22 protein-coding genes, 1 tRNA gene and 1 pseudogene are annotated in these 22,998 nt (G+C 40.0%); 3 read left to right on the top strand and 21 right to left on the bottom strand.

Annotated features, from left to right (window positions below; all coding sequences use genetic code 11):
* Positions 1–18 precede the first annotated feature (18 nt).
* The 5 genes and pseudogenes from ACLNCW_RS07860 to ACLNCW_RS07840 form a co-directional block, all read right to left on the bottom strand.
* The gene (locus ACLNCW_RS07860; protein WP_024057379.1) at positions 19–822 is read right to left on the bottom strand and encodes an ABC transporter ATP-binding protein; all 804 of its coding nucleotides are present in this window, start codon (positions 820–822) and stop codon (positions 19–21) included.
* 12 nt (positions 823–834) lie between these two features.
* Positions 835–1,728 carry an ABC transporter permease gene (locus ACLNCW_RS07855; protein WP_424845863.1) on the bottom strand — a complete coding sequence of 298 codons (894 nt, stop codon included), beginning with the start codon at positions 1,726–1,728 and terminating at the stop codon, positions 835–837.
* Positions 1,729–1,739: 11 nt separating this feature from the next.
* Positions 1,740–2,717 (bottom strand): ABC transporter substrate-binding protein, encoded by a 978-nt coding sequence (locus ACLNCW_RS07850; protein ID WP_049543735.1) that lies wholly within the window; start codon positions 2,715–2,717, stop codon positions 1,740–1,742.
* 391 nt (positions 2,718–3,108) lie between these two features.
* A pseudogene (locus tag ACLNCW_RS07845) lies at positions 3,109–3,228 on the bottom strand (IS630 family transposase); the annotation flags it as partial.
* A gap of 202 nt (positions 3,229–3,430) precedes the next feature.
* On the bottom strand, positions 3,431–5,056 hold the full coding sequence (locus ACLNCW_RS07840; protein ID WP_269795188.1) for a malolactic enzyme: 1,626 nt from the start codon (positions 5,054–5,056) through the stop codon (positions 3,431–3,433).
* A gap of 272 nt (positions 5,057–5,328) precedes the next feature.
* On the opposite strand from ACLNCW_RS07840, the gene ACLNCW_RS07835 reads away from it, so the two are divergent.
* Both ACLNCW_RS07835 and ACLNCW_RS07830 read left to right on the top strand, forming a co-directional pair.
* A complete protein-coding gene (locus ACLNCW_RS07835; protein ID WP_000208711.1) occupies positions 5,329–5,679 on the top strand; it encodes a helix-turn-helix domain-containing protein in 351 nt (116 codons plus the stop codon).
* 127 nt (positions 5,680–5,806) lie between these two features.
* Positions 5,807–6,685, top strand: a complete 879-nt coding sequence (locus ACLNCW_RS07830) for a LysR family transcriptional regulator (RefSeq protein WP_049492829.1) — start codon at positions 5,807–5,809, stop codon at positions 6,683–6,685.
* A gap of 440 nt (positions 6,686–7,125) precedes the next feature.
* Here the strand turns inward: ACLNCW_RS07830 and ACLNCW_RS07825 are convergent, their stop codons facing one another.
* The 5 genes from ACLNCW_RS07825 to ACLNCW_RS07805 all read right to left on the bottom strand — a co-directional run bounded on the left by ACLNCW_RS07825 (position 7,126) and on the right by ACLNCW_RS07805 (position 13,616).
* Entirely contained in the window at positions 7,126–8,052 is a 927-nt protein-coding gene (locus tag ACLNCW_RS07825; protein WP_001291284.1) for an ATP-binding cassette domain-containing protein, read from the bottom strand.
* Positions 8,053–8,062: 10 nt separating this feature from the next.
* A complete protein-coding gene (locus ACLNCW_RS07820; RefSeq protein ID WP_000159550.1) occupies positions 8,063–9,130 on the bottom strand; it encodes an ABC transporter ATP-binding protein in 1,068 nt (355 codons plus the stop codon).
* Positions 9,131–9,138: 8 nt separating this feature from the next.
* The gene (oppC, locus tag ACLNCW_RS07815; RefSeq protein ID WP_004255894.1) at positions 9,139–10,065 is read right to left on the bottom strand and encodes an oligopeptide ABC transporter permease OppC; all 927 of its coding nucleotides are present in this window, start codon (positions 10,063–10,065) and stop codon (positions 9,139–9,141) included.
* On the bottom strand, positions 10,065–11,561 hold the full coding sequence (locus tag ACLNCW_RS07810) for an ABC transporter permease (protein WP_020902008.1): 1,497 nt from the start codon (positions 11,559–11,561) through the stop codon (positions 10,065–10,067). Before ACLNCW_RS07810 ends, oppC begins: the two co-directional genes overlap by 1 nt.
* A gap of 66 nt (positions 11,562–11,627) precedes the next feature.
* Positions 11,628–13,616 carry a peptide ABC transporter substrate-binding protein gene (locus tag ACLNCW_RS07805; protein ID WP_023947089.1) on the bottom strand — a complete coding sequence of 663 codons (1,989 nt, stop codon included), beginning with the start codon at positions 13,614–13,616 and terminating at the stop codon, positions 11,628–11,630.
* A gap of 161 nt (positions 13,617–13,777) precedes the next feature.
* Between ACLNCW_RS07805 and ACLNCW_RS07800 the strand changes: the two genes are divergently transcribed.
* A tRNA-Cys gene (locus tag ACLNCW_RS07800) sits at positions 13,778–13,848 on the top strand.
* Between the two features lie 197 nt (positions 13,849–14,045).
* Here the strand turns inward: ACLNCW_RS07800 and ACLNCW_RS07795 are convergent.
* The 11 genes from ACLNCW_RS07795 to ACLNCW_RS07745 form a co-directional block, all read right to left on the bottom strand.
* Complete coding sequence (locus ACLNCW_RS07795; RefSeq protein ID WP_024057807.1) at positions 14,046–15,377, bottom strand: hemolysin family protein; 1,332 nt, start codon at positions 15,375–15,377, stop codon at positions 14,046–14,048.
* A gap of 266 nt (positions 15,378–15,643) precedes the next feature.
* Positions 15,644–16,468: a DNA-entry nuclease EndA gene (gene endA, locus ACLNCW_RS07790; RefSeq protein ID WP_261057112.1), complete on the bottom strand. Its 825-nt coding sequence runs from the start codon at positions 16,466–16,468 to the stop codon at positions 15,644–15,646.
* A gap of 38 nt (positions 16,469–16,506) precedes the next feature.
* On the bottom strand, positions 16,507–16,695 hold the full coding sequence (locus ACLNCW_RS07785; RefSeq protein ID WP_004241151.1) for a DNA-directed RNA polymerase subunit beta: 189 nt from the start codon (positions 16,693–16,695) through the stop codon (positions 16,507–16,509).
* Positions 16,688–17,971, bottom strand: a complete 1,284-nt coding sequence (gene murA / locus ACLNCW_RS07780; protein WP_004255865.1) for a UDP-N-acetylglucosamine 1-carboxyvinyltransferase — start codon at positions 17,969–17,971, stop codon at positions 16,688–16,690. Before murA ends, ACLNCW_RS07785 begins: the two co-directional genes overlap by 8 nt.
* A gap of 23 nt (positions 17,972–17,994) precedes the next feature.
* The gene (locus ACLNCW_RS07775; protein ID WP_004255861.1) at positions 17,995–18,225 is read right to left on the bottom strand and encodes a DUF1146 family protein; all 231 of its coding nucleotides are present in this window, start codon (positions 18,223–18,225) and stop codon (positions 17,995–17,997) included.
* A gap of 56 nt (positions 18,226–18,281) precedes the next feature.
* Positions 18,282–19,319 carry a SepM family pheromone-processing serine protease gene (locus ACLNCW_RS07770; RefSeq protein WP_424845856.1) on the bottom strand — a complete coding sequence of 346 codons (1,038 nt, stop codon included), beginning with the start codon at positions 19,317–19,319 and terminating at the stop codon, positions 18,282–18,284.
* A complete protein-coding gene (gene coaD / locus ACLNCW_RS07765) occupies positions 19,303–19,791 on the bottom strand; it encodes a pantetheine-phosphate adenylyltransferase (RefSeq protein ID WP_424845854.1) in 489 nt (162 codons plus the stop codon). The genes ACLNCW_RS07770 and coaD overlap by 17 nt, the downstream gene beginning before the upstream one ends.
* A complete protein-coding gene (gene rsmD, locus ACLNCW_RS07760) occupies positions 19,781–20,320 on the bottom strand; it encodes a 16S rRNA (guanine(966)-N(2))-methyltransferase RsmD (RefSeq protein ID WP_371613669.1) in 540 nt (179 codons plus the stop codon). The genes coaD and rsmD overlap by 11 nt, the downstream gene beginning before the upstream one ends.
* A gap of 64 nt (positions 20,321–20,384) precedes the next feature.
* Complete coding sequence (asnA, locus tag ACLNCW_RS07755; RefSeq protein WP_000748003.1) at positions 20,385–21,377, bottom strand: aspartate--ammonia ligase; 993 nt, start codon at positions 21,375–21,377, stop codon at positions 20,385–20,387.
* A 111-nt stretch (positions 21,378–21,488) separates the two neighbouring features.
* The gene (locus ACLNCW_RS07750) at positions 21,489–22,172 is read right to left on the bottom strand and encodes a Bax inhibitor-1/YccA family protein (RefSeq protein ID WP_424845851.1); all 684 of its coding nucleotides are present in this window, start codon (positions 22,170–22,172) and stop codon (positions 21,489–21,491) included.
* A 55-nt stretch (positions 22,173–22,227) separates the two neighbouring features.
* A complete protein-coding gene (locus tag ACLNCW_RS07745; RefSeq protein WP_424845849.1) occupies positions 22,228–22,968 on the bottom strand; it encodes a TrmH family RNA methyltransferase in 741 nt (246 codons plus the stop codon).
* Positions 22,969–22,998 lie beyond the last annotated feature (30 nt).

Here is a 22,998-nt window from a genome sequence, read left to right as displayed (position 1 = left end):
AGATCTCAGCCTTTTTCTTTATCCCAAAACCAATTCATCACTGACCAGACTTTGACCACTATTTTTCTGGAAGAGATGCATGAGATTTTCAACCGTCAGATGCTTTTTCTCCTCTCCCTTGACATCCACCACTATCTTACCCTGATAGAGCATAATGATACGATTGCCGTACTCAATCGCATGGTTCATATCGTGGGTAATCATCAAAGTCGTCAACTGATGGTGTTCCACAATCTTTTGCGTCAAGTCCATCACCATTTGACTCGTTTTCGGATCAAGCGCCGCAGTGTGTTCATCCAAAAGCAAAAGTTTAGGTTTCACCAGAGCTGCCATGACTAGGGTCAAGGCCTGTCTTTGTCCTCCTGAAAGGTATTGGGTATCCACTTTCAAGCGATTTTCAAGGCCAATATTCAACTCTTTCAAGGCCTCTTGGAACTGGATTCTCTCCTTCTCCTTCACGCCCCAACCAAGCCCTCTCTTCTGCCCACGTCTCAAGGCAATAGCCATATTCTCCTCAATCGTCAAACGAGAAGCTGTTCCCATCTTAGGATCTTGAAAAACACGGGCAATATCCTTGGCTCTCTTTCTTACACTAAGATTTTTAATGGATTTGCCTGCCAATAAAAGGTCCCCTTCATCCACCGATAGATTGCCAGCCAAGATATTCATCAAAGTGGATTTCCCTGCTCCATTTCCACCAATCACAGAGATAAAATCTCCCTCTTCAACCTCTAAGTCTAATCCTTTGAGGACATGGTTCTCATTGACCGTCCCTGCTTCAAAGGTTTTGTGAATATTTTCAAGTGTTAACAAACTTGCCATAACTTTCTCCTCCTATTCATTTCTCAGTTTCAAACCACGAATCTTTAATCTCTTTTGCAGTTCTGGTGCAAATAATACTAAGGCTAGCAAGATTGCATTAAAGAGACGTACCAGGTTTTGATCTAGATTTGGAATTTCATAGATATTTAAAATAATCAAACGGTAAACAATGGCACCGATTCCGATAGATAACAAGCGACCTCCAATGGTCAAGTCGTGTATCAAAACTTCTGCAATAATAACTGCACTCAAACCAACAACGATGGTTCCTGTCCCAGAGGTTACGTCTGAAAATCCATCATTTTGAGCGAACAAGGAACCACACAGGGCAATCAAACCATTTGAAATCATGTAACCAACAATCTTCATGGTGTCTACATTGACCCCATTAGCCTCACTCATCGGAATATTGTCCCCAGTCGAACGCAAGACCAATCCAATCTCCGTTTTCATCAAAAGAGTCAAGACCAAACAAACAAGTAGGAGACAGGCCAAACTGAATGAGAAAACAGCTTCTTCATTTGTCAGCCCCAAGCTCGCCAATTGTTTAAAGACAGTTGAAGAATCTCCCAAGGAAAGATTGGGCACACTGCCCATGATTTTAATATTGATTGAATAAAGCCCTGTCAAGGTCACAATCCCTGTCAAGAAAGCTGGGATTTTCATCTTGGTGTGGAGCATTCCTGATACAAGACCAGCTACCATACCTGCCAGCAAAGCAAGTAAGGTCGCAATCCAAGGATTTGTCCCTGCCTGTATCTGCGATACAACGACAGCTGCCCCCAAAGGAAAGGCTCCTTCAGCAGTCATATCCGCAATATCCAAAATACGGAAAGTCAAGTAAACTCCAATGGCCATAATCGACCACAACAAACCTTCTGATAAACTAGATAATACAAAACTCATCTTAAACCTCCCTATTCCTTGCTTTCCAACTTACTAATATCAATTCCTAGTGCATCTGCCATTTCTTGATTGGTATGCAATTCCAGTTTTTCAGGCAACTCAACTGCTATATTTTCTGGTTTCTCACCTTTTAAGACACGAATCAACATGCGGGCTGTCTGCCGTCCCAATTCTTCATAATTGGTACCGTAGTTATACAAACCACCAACCGCAATCATTTCCGTTGAGCCACCGAATACTGGAACCTTGTGTTTAATAGAAACCTGCTTAACTGTTTCCATGGTTGACGAAATGATATTGTCCGTTGGTACAAAAACCATATCCACTTCTGCCATCAAACTCTCTGCTGCCGCTTTGACATTGTTACTGTCCAAGATTGTTTTTTCAACAACGGTAAAGCCTTTTTCTTCCAGAAGGCGCTTAGCTTCATCCTTTTGGACAACTGAGTTTGGCTCGCTCTGAGTATAAAGAATTCCAATCGTTTTAGCCTTGGGCAACACTTTCTTTATCAAATTGATTTGGGTTGAAATGGCATCTGATGACTGATCGCTTGTCCCAGTTACATTGCCCCCAGGATGCTCTCTTGACTCTACCAACTTGGCACTGACAGGATCTGTTACCGCTGAAAAGATAACAGGTGTCGTTTGTGTTGTATTGGCCAAGCTCTGAGCAGAAGGCGTTGCGATGGCTAGAACGACATCACTAGATTCTGCTAGTTGCTGGGAAATGGTTTTTAGATTTCTTTGTTCTCCCTGTGCATTTTGCAAATCAATCTCAATATTTTTCCCTTCAACATAGCCTTGCTTGGCCAGCTCATCCACAAAACCTTCTCTAGTAGCGTCCAAAGATTGATGAGTAATAAACTGCGAAATACCGATACGAAAAACATCTTTTTTCTTATCTGCCTTCAACTGATGCAAACTGATCAAAGAGGTCAAGAGAATCCCCACTACCAAGAGGGGTGCTAGTAATTTTCGAACAACTTTCATAATGAAACTCCTTCTCAGAAAAGATAAAACAAAAAACCGCCTAGATACTATCTAAACGGATGCTTGAAATAATCTAACAAGTTATAACTTTGCTAGTCCATTTAGATATTCATCTATATGGACCACAATCAAAAATCTTAGCCACATAGATACAAACAAATTGCTTGAACTGTTTGCATCCATGGTGACATGTCTACAAACACTATCTAAAGTAGCTAAAGTAAAAGTTTTGATTCATCGTTACAGCTTGTCTCTTATTCATTTCTTTTTCTGCTTTCTTTTTTGATGTTTCCTATCTTACCACCTTTTTCATCACCTGTCAAGAATATTTCAGAATTTTTTAAAATTTTTCGAAAATTCTTTCATAATTCTTTCAATTCTTTTAGGATAATTTCAAAGATTTGCCCATTAGACAAAATAGAACGATTTGAAGACTTTTATGGTATTCAGTTGTACTAGAGTTTTTTAAAAGTGTTTTGATGGCTTGTATTTCTTCTTTGGTTGATTTCATATCACTATTATATAATGCATTTTGATTTTAGTGTAGTATTAAACTGACTCTTGGCAGTCGGACAAAAAATCGACAGTTATTTTATACTGTTTAAAACCATTAGTCAATACGACAATCTCTTTACTTTTCGGTTATCAACTCTGTAGATTGCTAACATATCCAAAATAAGCTAAGTATCCCGAGGATAGGCAACAGAAATGAATTATTTATACTCTGGATACCACTTCAAATCACGAACTGCTTTGGCCATATCTGTTTCCTTAGCGCGTGCAAGACCTTGCTCTTGTGCTTTTTTAGCGACTGCTTCTGCTACTTTAATAGAAACATCTGCTACATACTTGAATGGTGGCAAGACAGGAGCTCCTGGTTGGCCTGGATTGACAATACCACTCAATGAATGCGCCGCTGCTCCAATCATTTCATCAGTCAAAATACTTGCTTCAGAAGCCAGCATACCTAGACCAAGACCTGGGTAAATCAGGGCATTATTTGCTTGACCAATCACATAGTCTACACCTTTATAAGAAACCGTATCAGCAGGAATTCCTGTTGCGACAAAAGCTTTGCCATCTGACCATTCAATCAAATCTTTGGCACTAGCTTCTGCCAATTTAGTTGGATTTGACAAAGGGAAGATCATTGGACGTTCTGTGTTTTCACACATAGCTTCTACTATTTCTTTAGTGAAGGTATTAGGCTGAGTTGAAGTTCCTACAAGAATAGTTGGCTTCACAGTCTTCACTACTTCAAGCAGGTCAGTCAACTTATCTGCGTTACTAAAGTCAGCACGTTTCTTAGCAAATGGTTTTTGCTCTGGTGTCAAGTCATCCATGTCATCAAAGAGAAGACCTTGTTTATCAACCATAAAGAAACGTTTATAAGCTTCTTCTTCAGAAAGACCTTCACTTACCATTTCACGAAGAACACGAGAGGCAATTCCTGCACCCGCAGTACCACCACCATAGCAGAGATAAACTTGATCTGTTAATTTTTCACCACTAATATCCAGCGAACCGAAGATACCACCCAAGGTAACGATTCCTGTACCTTGAATATCATCATTAAAGGTCGGAATTTGTTTCCGGTATTTTTCAAGAATATTGGCAGCATTCAAGCGGCCGAAGTCTTCCCAGTGAAGGTAGAGTTTAGGAAAGAGACGTTCTGCTGTTTGAACAAATTGGTCAATGAAGTCGTAGTAACGATCTCCGCGGACCCGTTCGTGACGATTTCCTAAGTAATTAGGATTGTTACGAAGTTCTTCACGGTTAGTCCCTGCATCAATGACTAAAGGAAGGACCATCGAAGGATCGATTCCAGCAGCACCTGTATAGACCATCAATTTCCCAACAGAAATATCGACACCATTTGTTCCCCAGTCGCCAATTCCAAGGATTCCTTCTGCATCTGTTACAACAATGAGACGAATCTCGCGACCCCCGACAGCGTTTTTCAAAGTAGCTTCAATATTTTCAGGATGATTAATATCAAGATATCCCGCATATTGGGGATCTACAAAAAGATCACTATAGCCTTCAATCGTATCTGCAATGGTTGGATCATATACAATTGGATTGAATTCTTCCAAATGTTGAGAAAAGAGGTAATAGAAAAGAGTCCTGTTGGTATTAAAAATTTCCATTAGGAAAAGACGTTTTTCCAAATCATTGGCCTTTGTTTGCATTTGTGCATAAGTTTGCGCCGCTTGTTCTTCAATCGTTTGAACATACGGTGGCAGTAAACCAATAAGGCCTAGTTCCTTTCGCTCCTCTAAGGTAAAGGCAGTACCTTTATTGAGGAAAGGATTGTTTAAAATATCATGTGCAGTCATAGTGCAAGCTCCTTTTTACTTATATTATACCACATGAAACGAATTGTTCGTAAAACGTTGTTGTTTAAATAATACAATTGTATACGCATATGTTATAAATTTCTGAACTCATCAAACTCTCGATGATCTCTCTTTACTAAAAGTTTCGAGTAAAATAAACCAATCATACAAATTGACAATCCTAATTAAAATAAATATCATCTAGGTATGTTATGTAATACTTTGTATTTTTTAAGGTGTTTTTTGTCATATAAAACTTGTATTCTATTTATATGACAACTAAAAACTATTTACAACAATATATTTCCCAAAAAGTGAAATATTTTCGAACACAGAATAAAATGAGCCAGGAAGAACTTTCAGAACAAGCAGGACTCGGGCTTAAGTATATCAATCAACTTGAAAACCAAAATGTGAATCTGACCATTCACAGTCTTGAAAAAGTGATTGACGCCCTAGAAATAACCCCAGAGGAATTTTTCAATTTTGATAGCCTTGAATCAACCTCTGATAAGAGTGACAATCTTTCACTCAAAAGAATCAATATGAAGATTAAACAGCTCCCTATTGATAAACGAGAAAAAATGTTGGTCATTTTTGAGAGTATCTTAGATAATCTTTGAGATCCCTGACTCACTTACATTTTAACTGGTGAATACTCGTATAGTCAAATTGTAGGATACGGATAAAAATTATTTATCTGCTGTTTTCCACTTATTTTCCTTCTCCAACTAATGAAAGTGAACCCATATGAATTTAAAAGATCTACAATATTTTTATGACCTCTGCCAGCTTCAATCCTATACGGAAGTAGCAAAACAACATAAAGTCAGCCAACCATCTATTTCTTATGCTATCAAGCGCTTAGAGGAATACTTTAACTGCAAATTGATTCACCATGACCCCTCGCATCGTTCCTTCAAGCTAACTCCTCAAGGACAAATCCTTCTAAAGCATACAGAACTGATCTTACCTGAGGTCATTTCTACTCGCAAAGAAATTAATCGCTCCTTGGCACAATACTCTACTGTAGGATTCCCTCCTATTATCATTCAGTATCTCTTTGCTGCCTTAAACGAAAAAGATAAATTCGATTTTTTAAAAAAGATACGTCCTATCCGCGGTGGCTCCGTAGAGTTATTAAACCTTCTCCTTAAGGGAGGCCTTAATGCAAGCCTACTCGGTTTGATTGAACCTCTCAATTATCCTTCAATAGAGACACACGAGCTATTTCATAAAGAACTGTATGTCGTTTTATCTAAGAACCATCCTTTTGCCACTGTTCCTTCCCTCGCTTTTGAAGAATTAGTAGATCAATCCTTTATACTCTTAGACGAACACTTTGTTCACCTGAAAGCTTTTGAAATGCTTAATCAAAAGCATCAAAACAAGGCAGAAATATTCTTTAAGACAGATGATATTGTCATTCTTAAAGAACTTTTAAAGAAAGGGATTGGCCTTAGTTTACTGGCTGATATCGCACTTTCTGATGAAGATGATGATTTAATAAAAATCCCTCTTATACCGAAGGATAAGATAACTTTTACAGTTTATTACGCTTACCTTAAATCAGCTACACCGTCATCAGAAATAGAAGCCTTATTTAAACTCCTTAAATCATATGAATAGAAAAACTCTAACTATCAATGAACTGATAGCTAGAGTTTTTTACATTGTAGATATTAGACTCAATGAAAATCAAAAAGCAAACTAGGAAGCTAGCCGCAGGTTGCTCAAAACAGTATTTTGAGGTTGTAGATAAGACTGACGAAGTCAATCACACATATACGGTAAGGAGACGCTGACGTGGTTTGAAGAGATTTTCGAAGAGTATTAGACTATAGTAGATTGAAACTAGAGTAATTCGCCGCGACTTCTAAACCTTTTCTAGAAATGAATTTGACTTTCCTAATAAAGTTGTTCAGATTTTATTTCATCTCACTATAATTCAATGATTTCTAAGAATTCTATTTCTTTCGAAAACTCTTTCAAAGATTTTTTCAAATCAGTCCAACAAAAAAAGGTTTATAATTCCCATAAAAATTGATATGGAAATTATAAAACCATTATTAGTTTAACCCTTGTTGGTAACGCGCTAATTCGGCTTGGTTAGCCCAAACATAGTGACCTGGACGGATTTCTACCATAGATGGCTTATCAGTCTCATAGTCGTGTTGACTTGGGTCGTAAACCTTCAAGACCTTCTTACGTTCCAAGATTGGATCTGGGATTGGTACCGCTGAAAGCAAGGCTTGAGTATATGGATGAATTGGATTGTTAAACAATTCTTCTGTTTCTGCAACCTCTACAATAACACCCTTGTAAATAACTGCGATACGATCTGAAATAAAGCGAACGACAGACAAGTCATGGGCGATGAAGAGATAGGTCAAACCAAGTTCTTTTTGGAATTTTTTGAGCAAGTTCAAGACTTGAGCACGCACAGAAACGTCCAAGGCTGAAATGGGCTCATCCGCAATAACAAAGTCTGGTTGCATGACCAAGGCACGGGCAATACCGATACGTTGACGTTGACCACCTGAGAATTCATGAGGGTAACGAGTCAAGTGCTCAGCAAGAAGCCCCACTTCACGGATAATATTTTTAACTTTCTCTTTACGTTCTTCTTCATCCTTGAACAGATGATGATTGTAAAGACCTTCAGAAATAATATAATCAACAGTCGCACGTTCATTCAAACTTGCGGCAGGATCTTGAAAAATCATCTGGATACGACGAATCAATTCTGCAGCTTGTTCACGCGATTTCTTACCATTAATCTTTTGACCATCAAAAATGATATCCCCATTACTTGTATCATTAAGACCGATGATGGCACGACCAATAGTTGTTTTCCCACTACCTGACTCACCTACAAGCGAGAAAGTTTCTCCCTTGTTGATAAAGAAGTTAGCATTTTTAACTGCGACAAACTTCTTACTTCCTTCACCGAAGGAAATTTCTAAATCTTTGATTTCTACTAATTTTTCAGACATTTCCTTCCTCCTAGTCAGCCAGATGGGCAAATCCCATTTTTTCACGAATCTTATCATGGAGATTTGCAATCACAGCTGGTTTTTCTACTTTTGGAGCATCCTCATGAAGTAGCCAAGTTTTAGCCCAATGTGTCTCTGATACTGAGAATTGAGGAGCTTTTTGTTCGAAGTCAATTTGCATTGCATAGTCAGAACGCAAGGCAAAGGCATCCCCTTTCAGGTCAGTATAAAGTGACGGAGGTGTTCCTGGGATTGAGTAAAGATCCCCTTTATCATCAGCAAGCTGAGGCAAGCTAGACAAGAGACTCCATGTATATGGATGGCGAGGGTCATAGAAGACTTCCTCAACAGTTCCATACTCAACGATTTCTCCTGCATACATAACCGCTACCTTATCTGCAATACTTGCCACCACACCAAGGTCGTGGGTGATAAAGATTGTTGTGAAATGGTACTCGTTTTGTAAAGATTTCAACAAATCAATAATCTGAGCTTGGATGGTCACATCCAAGGCAGTCGTTGGCTCATCACAAATCAAGACATCAGGTCGGCAGGCAAGAGCAATCGCAATAACGATACGTTGACGCATTCCTCCAGAATATTGGAATGGGTATTCATCAAAACGTCTATCTGCATCTGGAATCCCAACCTTATTCATGTAGTCAATGGCCAATTCTTTCGCTTCTTTAGCTGTTTTTCCTTGGTGTTTTACAATAACTTCTGTAATCTGACTACCAATTGTTTTAATTGGGTCCAAACTAGTCATTGGATCTTGGAAGATAGTCGCAATCTTAGCGCCACGAATTTGTTCCCAATCCTTGTGAGAAGATAAAGCTGTCAAATCTTGACCACGGTAGTCAATGCTACCTTGGGCAATGCGACCATTTTCTTCAAGCATACCTGTGAAAGTCTTTGTCAAAACAGATTTTCCTGATCCTGACTCACCTACCAAGGCTAATACTTCTCCTTCAACTAGTTCAAGGGAAACGCCGCGAATGGCTGTCAATACTTTGTCACGAACGTCAAATTCCACGACAATATCGCGAGCAGTCAAAATTACATTTTTTTCTTTTGTCATTTCTACTCCTATCTATGTGTACGTGGATCACTAGCATCCGCTAAGTTTTGACCAACTACGAAAAGGGATAAGGATACCAAGACAAGAGTTGTCAATGGAATCCAGAAGAGGTATGCATTTGTCGTTACGTTCTGAGAGTAATCTGAAATCAAACGACCTAAACTTGGAACTGTAATCGGCAATCCAAGTCCAAAGAATGAAAGGAAAGCTTCGTATGAGATAAAGGCTGGAAGCATTTGAGATGTCGTCGTAACGATAACAGATACCAATTGTGGCATAATGTTTTTTACAACAATCTTAAAGGTTGGTGTTCCAAGTGTACGTGAAGCAAGGTTATACTCCAAGTCACGATAACGCATGATCTGAATACGAATTGAGTAAGCAATACCAATCCAAGTAGTCACACTCATAGCAAAAATCAGATTCCAGAATCCAGCTCCGATTGAGTAAGTCAAGACAATGACAATCAAAAGAGATGGGATGTTTGAGATGACATTATAAACTTCCATCATCACACGGTCAACTGATTTTGAAATTCCCCAAATACCACCGACAAAAACACCGATAACCAAGTTAATCACTGTCGCAATCACAGAAATGAGGATAGAGTTACGAGCTCCGAACCAGACACCGTCAAAGAGAGATTTACCGTTACTGTCTGTACCGAACCAATGCTCAGCATTTGGCTTGATATAACGAGCACTAAAGTCGTTTACTTTGCTGACATCATTGAAATCAAACTTAGAAAACATTGGGTAGATGAAACTCATCAAAATGATAGCTACCAAGATTCCCAACATGACTACAGTTGATTTCTTCTTCATAAATTGTCTAAACACTGAGCCCCAGTATGAATAGGCTGGCGCATCAATGGCTTCAGAGGCAAAATCGTCACGTTTTACGAACTGAAATTTTTCTTTATCGATTGTAGACATTATTTGCCTCCTTTCTCAGTCAATTTAATACGTGGGTCAATAATAGTCATCCAAATATCTCCCAAAAGAAGTGAGAAGATAGAAATACATGTAAAGATGAAGACAAGACCTACGACCATAGAGTTATTAGATGCTTTTACAGAGTCAATCAACATTTTACCCATACCTGGGAAAGCGAAGACTGTTTCAGTAAGGGTTGCACCACCGATAACCCCGATAACAGCACCAGGAATTCCTGAAACCAGCGGAACCATGGCATTTTTAAAGATGTGTTTGTTTGAAATTTCTTTTTCAGACAAACCTTTTGCACGAGCAAAACGAACAAAGTCCTGTGATTGCAAGTCAATCATGTAACGACGAATCCAAATAGCTGTACCAGGAGCACCCAATAAACCAAGGATAACTGCTGGTAAAACATACGAACGCCAATCTCCAGCACCCAAGATAGGGAATGAATCTGGAAGACCAATTGATGATCCAATCAAACGAACAATGTAAACCAAGGCAATGGTTGGAAGGGCCATCAAGAAGGTCAAAAACCCTGTTGAGAAGCTATCAATCCAAGTATTCTTGAAGCGAGCCATAGCTGAACCAAGTGGCACGGCAATCGCATAAGAAATCACCAAACCAATCAATCCAACGACTGCAGAGCTAGCAATCATAGAAGGATATTGGTAGTTGCTTTCAGTTGCAGTATATGGGTCATCTTTCCCATAGTTAGCTACTTCACGAGAATCAGCCTGACTAGGCGATTTGTAGGTTCTTGAGTAGATATTAACTGAAGATGTTTTCTTACCAGTTGGGAATTGCACTTCTGATGTCTTAGTTTGACCTTGTCCTTGTGTGATAACTTGAAGCACAGGAGTATTAGCATAAGTTGGATATGAATCACCCAAATTCAAGTTCACAAAGTTTTGGTGAACAAATGGGAACTGACTATTGAAGTACAAGAGGTACTTGTGTTTAGTCCCTGAACCTACCAGAGACCAGCCGATAGCGGGATCATTTTCAAAACGCAAATAACGCTCCAAATTTGGATTTTCTGGGTCCTGAATCTTGTTTGTGTGGTCGATATCAAGCAAGTTTGCATAGAATTTAAACACACGTTCAAAAATTGGAATTTCACGTGTAGCGTAGAATTGGCCACTTTCAGTAAATTCTCCCAGGGTCCAACCATGACCGATTTGTTTGATGTATTTTTCATAGATAGCCTTGTTGGTATCATTGGCTTCAACTGTTACAGAAGCATCCATCTGGCTAGCTTTTTCTTGCAACTCTTTGGTATCGTAGTACTCGATATAGCCCATACGCTCATAAACGGTATTCTCATAGTTATCACGTTTATCAGCAGTTGTAGCAATCTTGTTATAGTTGGTATCCTGTTTGAAAATCAATTTTCGAGGAACCATTGTATAGATAATCGTGTAAGTCAAGGTTGTTACTAAGAAGATAGAAACCAATGACCGCAAAACACGCATAAAAATATATTTTTTCATATCATTTCCTTTAAAAATCCCAAAAGAACCTTCTCCTCATGGAGAGAAAGTTCTATTGAAAATTATTTACTTCACATGACTTGCCAATTCTTTTTGAGCTTTCTCGTTTGACTCAGTCTTTTCTTTCAACCATTTTTCACGAGCTTTTTCATACTCTTCTTTGGTGATTGCTTTTTCACCAACTTCAGTGTACTTCAAGTATCCTGAATTTTCACCTTTAAGGCCGGCTACTGAATATGAAGAGCTAAATGGTAGAACTTTTGAAACATATGAAACGGCTGTTTCTTTTGGAGAAGCCATTACTGGAATTGTCAAAGCATTGTCAGTCAACCAAGCTTGTGCCACCGCGTATTTTTCATAACGTTTTTGAACATCTTGGTTTTCGCTGTTTGCGTCATCAAGTAATTTTCCATAGTCAGCTAAACCAAGTTTGCTTACTACTGATGCATCTGTGTTTTGGTCAATACCAAGGTAAAGACGAGTGCTTCCTCCCTTAAGGACGAATTGATCCAAGAAAGTAGAAGGATCTTGATAGTCAGGGTTCCATCCTAGCAAGGTATGGATATCCCAGTCTTGCTCTTTAGCTGTTGGAGCGCTAAATGAAATTGGTAAAGCTTCTGCTTGAGTCATTTGTTGTAAGTCTACAACAACATTATCTGAACCCAATACTTTTTCAATTGATTGTTTCAATGATTGAACACGGTTTACAACCGCTGTTGATTCTTGGATAACCAAGGCATCCAAGTGGATTGGGAATTCAACACCTTCAACTTGTAGGCTTGATTTTGCTTTAGCAAAGACTTCTTTCGCTTTTTCTTCATTGTAAAGTCCATTTTGAGAATCTGCTAGAGACACGTTTGACCAAGTAGAAGAATTTGTCTTAGCCAAGCTATCTTGTACCAATTCACCAAATGTTTTCTTACCAACTTGAAGATTATAAGGTGCAAACGTATTACGGATGGCTACTGCAGCTCCATCAGTACCATTTGTTTGAGCTGAGTAAGAATTGCGATCGACAGCAAAGTTCAAGGCTTGACGGAATTCCTTGTTTAGCAATGCTTTCTGAGTAGATGTCTTTTGAGCATCACTTGTTTTGGCAGTGTGGTTATAGGTTGTACGGCCATAATTCAAGCTGACAGTTGCAACACCCGCACCTGGTTCATTAAAGTAAATGTTATCTTTAAAGTCAGCTGCATATTTTTCATATGTAGAACTTGTAGGGAAGATACGGGCCTTGCTATATTGACCATCGGCAAAACCTTTAGCAATCACATCTTGGTCCTTACCATCCCAGAAAGTGAACTTAACGTTCTCAATTTTTACATTTTCTTTGTCCCAGTAAGCATCATTTTTAGCCATCTCGATAGATGATTTTGGAGTTACAGATTTTAAGACAAATGGACCGTTATAAAGAATAGAGTTAGCATCGGTTGGGGCACCAAAACCTTCCCCTTTTGAAGTTAAGAATTCTTCATTAACCGGCATCAAAATACCACTAGTGGTCTTGTCATTCCAGAAAGTTTCTGGCTGGTTCAAAGTATATTCTAGTGTTTGATCATCAAGCGCTTTTACTCCAACGGTTGAAAAATCGCTTGTTTCACCCTTGATATAGGCTTCTAATCCCTTAATAGAAGAGCTAACGATTGAAAGTCCTTTTGATTTTCCATCTACGGCGTGTTTCAAACCAGTAACGAAGTCTTTAGCAGTTACAGGAGCGTATTCTTCTCCCTCTGCTGTCACCCATTTAGCATCCTTACGGATTTTATAGGTATAAGTCAAACCATCTTTTGAAACTGTCCATGATTCAGCAATAGAAGGAACCAGGTTACCATATTTATCATTAGCCAACAAACCATCTACAGCATTTGTTGTGACGAATGATGTTGAATCGATATTGCTGACGATATAATCCAAGGTTTCTGGATCTGTTTGATAAACATATTGGTAATCTTTTGCTAGTTTAGCATTATTTGAACTAGTGTTTGAACACGCAGCTAGAACTCCTGACGCTAATAAGGTAGCTCCCGCTACAGCAAGCACTTGACTTTTTTTCATTTATTTACTCCTCTTATAAATAAAGTATAGGTTATCATCAATTATATCATAGATTTCAAGAAAAGTAAACGAATTTTCAGAATATTTAGGCTTATTGATACAAAAAATCTGAAAAAGCTATTGACTGAAAATCATTTTCAAGGTATAATAATAAACGTTAAGGCGGTATAGCCAAGTGGTAAGGCACGGCTCTGCAAAAGCTTGATCGTCGGTTCAAATCCGTCTACCGCCTTCTTTAACTTGATTTATCAGGTTTCATTTAAACAGAAAGCCCAATTTAAAGGGCTTTTTTTCTTTTTCCTTGAATAAATACGTATAACTTTAAAAAACTTTTGGGGCAAGTTTGGGGCTGAGTTTTTCGAGGACACAATTTCCTTTTGAAATCAACTGAAAAAAGCTTCGTCACGCCTGGTGACAAAAGCCTCTAGTTTACTCTGTTTCTTCTTCTATTTCAACTTCGGTAATTTGGACTTTTACCTTGGTAACACGTCCATTTTTCACTTTATCATTGGTTAGGATAAGCTTTTTGTTTTGGCTGACTAATTCATAACTGAGTTTCTCGGTCGTTGGAATGGTCCCAACCCCTGTCAAATAGTAACCAGCGATGGTATCAACGTCATCACTTTCCAGTTCAACATCAAAGTAGTCATTAAATGCATTGAGATTCATGGTACCTTGAACAATATAAGTATCTTCTCCAATTTTATGAACTTCGATTTCAGCCTTATCTGTTTCGTCATCGATTTCCCCAACGATTTCCTCTAAGAGGTCTTCCAGGGTCACCAAACCAGCCATCCCACCGTATTCATCTAGCAAGATTGCCATTTGTCTTTGAGTATTGCGCAGTTCTTTTAATAAGTCATCCACAAAAATAGTTTCAGGAACAAAAAGTGGATCTTGTAAGATTTTCTTCCAAACAATATTGTCAAAACCGTCCACAAAGCCCGCATTAAGGAGACTCTTGGTGTGAATGATTCCAATCACGTTATCCTTGTCTCCATCATAGACAGGGATACGAGAATAATTTTGTTTTAAAATACTTTGGATGATGGTTTGACTATCATCCTGAATATCGACCATAAAGGCATCCGTTCGAGGAACCATGACTTCTCTGGCCATCAGTTCATCTAGTGAAAAAATCCCTTGTAACATCTCAATTTCGTCAGCATCTAGTGTTTCTTCACTATTTGTCAACATGTACTCAATTTCATCACGGGTCATTTTTTCGTCAGCATCGTCAAAGGTCATCGGAGTCAAGCGACTCAAGAGATTGGTAGATGCAGATAAGAGCCAAACAAAGGGACTAACTAGTTTCCCAAGCCCAATGATAACTGGCGCTGTACGAATCGCCAAGGCATCCTTTAGATTAAGAGCGATTCTCTTAGGGTATAATTCCCCAAAAACGATGGAAATATAAGTCAAAAATGCTAAAGATAGAAAACTTGCTACGGCATAAGCTGTTTCGCCATTTCCAAGCCAAGATGCAATTTCTCGTCCCAGAGTTTCTGCCAAACTCGCCCCTGATAAGATTGTAATCAGGGTAATCCCTACTTGAATGGTTGATAAAAAGTGGTTAGGATTTTCTAGTACCTTCAGCAGACGGATATAGCGTCTATCTCCTTCTTCTGCCTTTTGTTCAACCCGCGCACGATTTAGTGACACCATGGCCATTTCTGTGGCTGAGAAAAAGGCATTTAACACCGTCAAGATAAACAATAAAACAAATTGTAGCAACAAATTCTGACTACTTGGGTCTTCCATAGTTCTTCTCCTAAAATAGTATCTTATCCTTTATTATATCACAAAATATAGTCCAGTACATATTATTTTTCCCATACTCTTCGAAAATCTCTTCAAACCACGTCAGCTTTATCTGCAACCTCAAAACTGTGCTTTGAGCAACCTGCGGCTAGCTTCCTAGTTTGCACTTTGATTTTCATTGAGTATCAGTGTCTATTGTAGCCCTGCTTAAACTAGTAAGAAAGAACTCCTATATCCACAAGTGACATAGGAGTTTATGTTATATTTTACTGAGTAACAGTCACTTCTCCAGTTCGGTAATCCAATTGAAGCCCCTTTTGAACATTGGGAACTAGAACATTAAATTCCAATTCTCCGTCTGAAGACTTGGCTTCAATCTGTGAAGCTGAAGGAACCAAATCCTCATTCGAAGCGTAGTAAAGGGTTACACGGTAACGGACACGCTTGTTTTTATCCAAGGCCTTACGTACCATACTTTCATAGTAGTTTTGACCAGTCGAATCCTCGGCTTGCGCCTGATTTGCCCAGGCCGTTTGAACAGCAATGTTTTTAGGATTGCTTGTCGAGGCATCAAAACCATCCAAGCCACCGATTAAGGCATAGCCTAACAAGTGACCTCTATCAACCGCATGGGTATAAGTACCCTTTAGATTCTTAACCTGATGCCAGCCTGGAGGAGTCCATGAAGTCGAACCATTCCCAGTTTCTTCACGATTCTTGTACTGACGAGTAGCCTTAGACAAGAGGGCATTAGCTACGGTTGGTACCGTTTCCTTGCCCACTGTCTTTGTTTTATTATCAGCATAAGGCTTACTTGAAACCTTGGCATCTAGATTTGTTTTATTACCATTGACGATAAAAGCACCTGAGCCATTCCACTCCAGGCTCCCTTTTATTTGACTCTTGACCGCGTCTGTTAAAACACTCTCTGCCAATGCTTGACTAGGAGCTTCCGACGCTTGTTTTCTCTGACTAACCTTTGTTTTAGGACTATTAGCTGTCGACTGCATCTGCTTGATATAATAGCTTCCCGCAGATAAAAGCAATAACACTAGCAGCCCGATCAGTGTCTGTCTTGTTTTTTTATCCATTTTTCTCCTTATCTCTAGAAAAAGACTGGTTCTCCAGCCTAATTTCCTGTAAATTTATGAATCAATTCCTGCCATTTTGCTGGAGACAGGATAGCCCATGGATCTTGACCCTTGCCCAAGATTCCATAACCTACCATTAAGCCGATACCTAGGGCTAGAGCACCTAAAAACAGTACCAAAATGACTAGAAGTAAACGCTTGATTACGTAGCTTGATTTCTTATTCATCTTCATCACTTGCCTCAATCCGCTGAATCTTAGCACCTAGCTGTGCCAACTTCTCATGGAAACGGTAGTAACCTCTATCCAAGTGAACCAATTTACCAACTACAGTTTTTCCTTGTGCTACCAAACCTGTCAAAATCAAGGCAGCACTGGCACGAAGGTCAGTTGAAAGAACTTCTGCCCCCTGCAAAGGTTGACCACCAACAATACGAGCTGTATCACGGATAATCTCAGAGTGCAAGCCCATGCGACGCATTTCTTCTAGATGTTGGAAACGATTTTCGAAAACTGTCTCCACCATAGTTGATTCCCCTTTTGCGACGGTCATCAAGGCTGTAAATTGGGCCTGCATATCCGTTGGAAAACCTGGGTGGGGCAAGGTTTTCACATGAACAGCTTTTAAATTTTCTAGTTGAGATCGAACTCGAATTCCTTCAGACTCCTCTGTCACTTCCACTCCCATTTCAAGCAATTTGGCAATCAAGGGACGGTTGTGCTCCCAGACAGCGTCTTTAATCAAGACATTACCACCAGTCATGGCAGCAGCTACCATAAAGGTTCCGGCTTCGATACGGTCTTGGACTACATTGTGAGTCGTACCATGAAGTTTCTCAACACCGGTAATGGTAATGGTCTCTGTACCAGCACCCTTAACCTTAGCTCCCATTTCATTGAGGAGAATGGCTAGGTCAACAATCTCAGGCTCACGCGCAGCATTTTCAATCACTGTCACCCCATCAGCTAGAGTCGCTGCCATCATCAAGTTCTGAGTAGCACCAACACTTGGGAAGTCCATATAGATATGAGCTCCATGTAAGCGATCAGCCTTGGCTTCGATATAACCAGCTGTCTGACTGATCTTAGCCCCCATAGCTTCTAGACCTTTCAAATGAAGATCAATAGGGCGACTACCAATCGTACAACCACCTGGCATGGATACCTTGGCATGGCCTACACGGGCAAGGATTGGCCCCAAGACAACGATAGATGCGCGCATCTTGCTGACATATTTGTAAGGAGCTTCCTCAGTGATATCGCCAGTCGCGTCCACCTCAACAAGATGATCTTCTTCATTAAAATCCACCTTGGCATTTAAACCACGAACCACCTGATTCATAGTGAAAACATCTGACAAGATAGGAACGTTCTGCAAAACAGTCTTTCCTTCACTTGCTAGAATTGTCGCTGCCAACAAGGGTAAGACTGCATTCTTTGCTCCTTCGATCGTAACACTTCCTACCAGACGATTATCGCCACCTTGAACCACAATTTTTTCCATACTTATTTCCTTTACTCTTGATTTTATAATAATCCTCTAAACGCTTCTTGCCACAACTGATATAGGCTGATAAAGAAAGAACTCATGATGTAGCCCATTACAATGCTAAAAAAGGCTACTAGTAAACGAACTTTTCCTGTATTCTCAGCTGTCACTTTTAAAACCTTTTCCCATCGAACAAGATCCTTTAAAAGGTAAAAACTCACGTAAATAAAGAGCATGTGACTGCTTAGAGTGAATAATAATTGAACCATTTGACTATTATACCATCTTCTCTGTTTGTGCGCTAGTTTGGAAACTTAACTTAAAACTAGGGATTGTTTTTCAAGTAATCAATTGCATCTTGTAGGGTTTTAACTGGCACGATTTTCATATCAGTCTTGATTGTTTTGGCTGCTTCTAGGGCTGTTTGGTAGTTGTTTTTAGCATCAGGATGCGCTTTTTGTTCTTCTTCGCTAACAGGGTTATCCGGGGCAAAGAAAATAGCAGCACCTTCTCTAGCCGAAGCAACAACTTTCTTATCAATACCTCCAATGTCCCCCACATTCCCATCGCGATCAATGGTACCTGTACCGGCAACGATACGACCATTACGAAGACCAGGGTCAGCTATTTGAGTATAGATGGCCAGACTAAACATGAGACCTGCACTTGGACCACCGATACCAGCTGTTGAAAAGCGAATTGGGACATCACTGGTCACTTCCGTACGGTCAATCAAACCGATTCCAATCCCATTTTTGCCATTTTCCAAGGTGATAATCTTACCTTCTGCAGACTTGGTTTGCCCATCCTCTTCATAGGTGACCTTGACGGAGTCCCCTAGTTTTTGAGAATTGACGTAATCAATCAAGTCTTTGGAACTGTCAAAGGTTTGATCATTGACTGCTGTGACCGTATCAGAGATGTTGAGAATCCCTTTAAAGGTCGAATTATCCGTCACAGTCAAGACATAAACCCCAAGGTATTTGAGTTCGATATCTTTACCAGCTGTTTTTAGCCCTTGATATTTGGCCATATTTTGCGATGTTTGCATGTAGAATTGATTAATCCGCATAAATTCCACATCGGAAGAACCACCTGTAGTCTCTTGGGCACTACGAATATCTGTAAAAGGCGTCAACCAAGCATAAATCATATGGGCTAAAGTAGCGCGCTGGATACCAACCGTAACGAATTGATAGGCACCAGCTTCCTTATCTTCTGTGTCATTGACTTTAAGGACTTGGCGAATATCTTCCGAACCACCTGGAACCTCTATATAATAGGGCAAGGGCACTACAAATGCCAAGAAAGTCACAATTAAGGCCGCAATGACATATAAGGGCCATCTAATCTTTTTTTTCATTTCTTATTTCCTCCAAAATACTATAAGGAACATAGCAAGCAATATCCTGACTAAATTTCAAAAGCTCTCTAACGCCTGATGAACTGAGATAGAGATGTTCAGGTCGACTATGTAAATATATGGTCTCTATATCAGGAGACAGCTGATGGTTGTAGTAATCAAAACTGGCTTCATATTGCAAATCCGCTGCATTCCTCAAACCACGCACTAGACAAGTAGCCCCCAGTCTTTTTGCGACATCAACCACCAATTCATCATGAGAAGACACAACTTCAACATTTTCCAAATGTTTCAAAGCCTTTTCTAACCCCCGTTTACGATTTTCGATAGGAAGAAATCCTTGTTTGTGGGGATTAAAAAAAATACCGACATAGAGCTTATCAAAGAGTCTGCTCGCCCGTTCAATGATATCCAGATGCCCATTTGTCATCGGATCAAATGAGCCTGTGAATAAGCCAATCTTATCTGACATAAACTGTCACCTTACTAATTCCATAAATTTTTTCCTTCCAGATACCCAGGCAGGCAATTTCTTCTGGAAGTTCTACCATTTTATCTGTCTCACAAACCACCATAACATCTTCAGAAAAAAGCTCTCTCTCAGCCATTTTTTCAATATCTGCTACGATTTGTTCCTTGGCATAAGGAGGGTCTAAGAAAATGAGGTCGAATTCCCCAGATACCTGTTCCAAGGCTCGTTCCGCATCCATCTTGAGGAGTTGAAATTTTCCAACTTCCTTGGTCATCTGAATATTTTCAGCCACGATAGCCTGAGCCTTACGGTCGCGCTCCACCAAAACAGCGCTGGACATGCCACGCGAGACTGCCTCGATAGATAGACCACCACTACCTGCATACAGGTCCAAGACTCGTCCCCCTTCAAAGTAGGGACCAATCATGTTAAAAATGGCTCCCCTAACCTTATCCGAAGTAGGTCTTGTCGTCTTTCCTTCTAGTGTCTTGAGGGGACGTCCCCCATAGATTCCTGATACGATTTTCATACCGTTTATTATACCAAATTATGGGCGAAAAGAGAAAGAAAACCGAACCTTGCGGTTCGATTCTCTACAAAATATTTTCGTAAGTATCGCGGACTTCTTGAGGCCAAACACTTGTTTGCACCTCTCCGATGTGTTTCTTGCGAAGTAGGAACATGGCCATCCGAGATTGTCCAATTCCTCCACCGATTGTCAATGGGAATAGGCCGTTCAACAAAGCCTTGTGCCATTCCAATTCTAAACGGTCTTCATCACCTGTGATGGCAACCTGACGGCGAAGCGTTTCTTCGTCTACACGGATTCCCATAGAAGACAACTCAAAGGCTCCACCCAGAGACTCATTCCAGACAAGAATATCACCATTTAGACCCTTGTAGCCATTTTCAGACTCACTTGTCCAGTCATCGTAGTCTGGTGCACGTCCATCATGCGGTTTACCGTCTGGTAATTCACCACCGATACCGATCAAGAAGACTGCTCCAAATTCTTTACAAATAGCATTTTCACGCTCTTTTGGTGTCAAGTCTGGGTAGCGTTCTACCAACTCTTCTGTGTGGATAAAAGTGATTTGTTTTGGCAAGATTGATTCGATGTCATAGCGGGCTTCAACAGCTAGCTCAGTAAGACGAATAGCCTTGTAAATCTTCTCAACTGTTTCTTTTAGATAAGCGATGTTACGCTTACCATTTGGGATAACTTTCTCCCAGTCCCACTGGTCAACATAAACAGAGTGGGTCGCATCCAGCGAATCTTCGTCTGGACGAAGGGCCTTCATGTGGACAAAAAGACCCTCTCCCTCACCGAAACCAAAACGGGCCAAAGTATGACGTTTCCATTTAGCAAGTGAGTGCACCACTTCATAAGTAGCATCAGGGATTTGGAGAACCTTGACCGATACGGCATTCTCCACACCTGATAAGTTGTCCTGCATACCATCGCCGACCCTACTCAAGATAGGACCTTGAACTTCGACAACTTCTAACTTATCTTTCAAATACTGGGTAAAAGTGTTTTTGACAAAGGAAATCTCTTCTTGTTGATGAATAAAACTTTTCTTCATAAACTACTCCTCAAAAAATTAATTAAAAGCATTATACACCTATTTCCAAGAAAAGGAAAGAGCAAATACGAAAAAATCAGTGCTCCTTCGAACACTGATGTTAGGGACCTTCTAGTCATTGCGACCAAAGATACGTAGAATACTTAGGAAAAGATTGATAAAATCAAGATAGATACTAAGAGCCATTGACACAACCCAACCTGTCGCTACACGACCTTGTGATTGCTCATAGGCATAGCGAATTTTTTGGTTGTCCCAAGCAATCAGCCCTGAGAAAACCAAAACCATGGCTACGCTAATCATATAATCAAAGAAACCACTAGCCAAGAAAATATTAACTACCATGGCAATCAGCAAACCGATAAGAGCCGCCATCATCGCTCGACCAAGCCCGCTCAAGTCTTTCTTGGTGAACATGCCAACTGCCGCCATGACAAAGAAGAGAAGGGCGCTCGATACAAAGGCAGATAAAACTGTACCCAGAGTATAGAAGGCCACCACAAAACTGAGGGTAAAGCCGTTTAAAACAGAGTAAAGTAAAAATACTGGAAGAGCAGCTGGACTATTCTTTAAGGCCATGTTACTGGCAACGAAGACTAGTGCTAGCTCCGCAAGGGTTGCAATGGTCAACCAGAGACGTCCCTGCATCAAAAAGTAAACCAACTGAGACTGAAAAACAGTCAACATGAGGCCAGATACCAAAGCGGATAATCCGATGCCTAATCCAACAAAGGCATAGACCTTAGCGTAAAATTGATTGAGACCAGTACGGTCTTGTATAATAGTATGATTCATCCTTGTCTCCTTTTTTATGAATGTCTTTCCTTGATTATAACAAAGAAAGTTAAAATTAGCTTAAATGGAAAATCAAAATACCGGCTGCAACTGCAACGTTGAGACTCTCTGCCTGCCCCTTCATGCTAATGTGAACCAACTGGTCTGCACTTTCAGCCATAAGGGGACTAATTCCTTGACCCTCATTTCCCATGACTAGTACAAAATTTTCTATAGGAGGCAGTTCTCTGTAATCAACAGAATCTTTAGATAGGGTTGTTGCCAGCACTGGAATAGCTGCCTTTTTAGCTTTCTCGAGAAGCGCTTGGCTCGACATCCGGTAAATGGGCAGGTGGAAATGACTGCCTTGCATCGAACGTAAGGTCTTGAGACTGTAGATATCTGCCGACTTTTCTGAAACAATTACTCCAGTAAAACCTGCTGCATCCGCAGTCCGAATGATAGTTCCCACATTACCAGGATCTTGCACATCTTCCAAAAACAAGAACTTGCCCTGACTAAAGTCAGCTTGTCCTACTTCTTCTTTTTGAACCACGGCAACAATTCCCTGTGGAGTCTGAGAATCCGCCAAATCCAGCAAAATCTCCTCTGAAACCCAGATAGTTTGAGGAAAAGTCGCTAGCTGATCTCGGTAACTTTCTAGGGCAAAAATCTTCTCAATCGTCACTCCAGCTTGAACAGCTTCTTCGAATAAGTGCCAGCCCTCGATCAAATAAGCAGACTTTCGATATTTTTTTTGATGTAATTTCTTGGCATTTTTTACCACAGAATTGGCTTTTGAGGTTATAATAGTCATAGAAATATTATAACACAATCAAAGGGGTTT

Origin of the sequence: Streptococcus sp. CL6.22, assembly GCF_049738055.1 — a bacterium.
GTDB lineage: Bacteria > Bacillota > Bacilli > Lactobacillales > Streptococcaceae > Streptococcus > Streptococcus mitis_DJ.
Note: the sequence above shows the minus strand (reverse complement) of the source record. Positions and strands in the feature narration are given on the sequence as shown.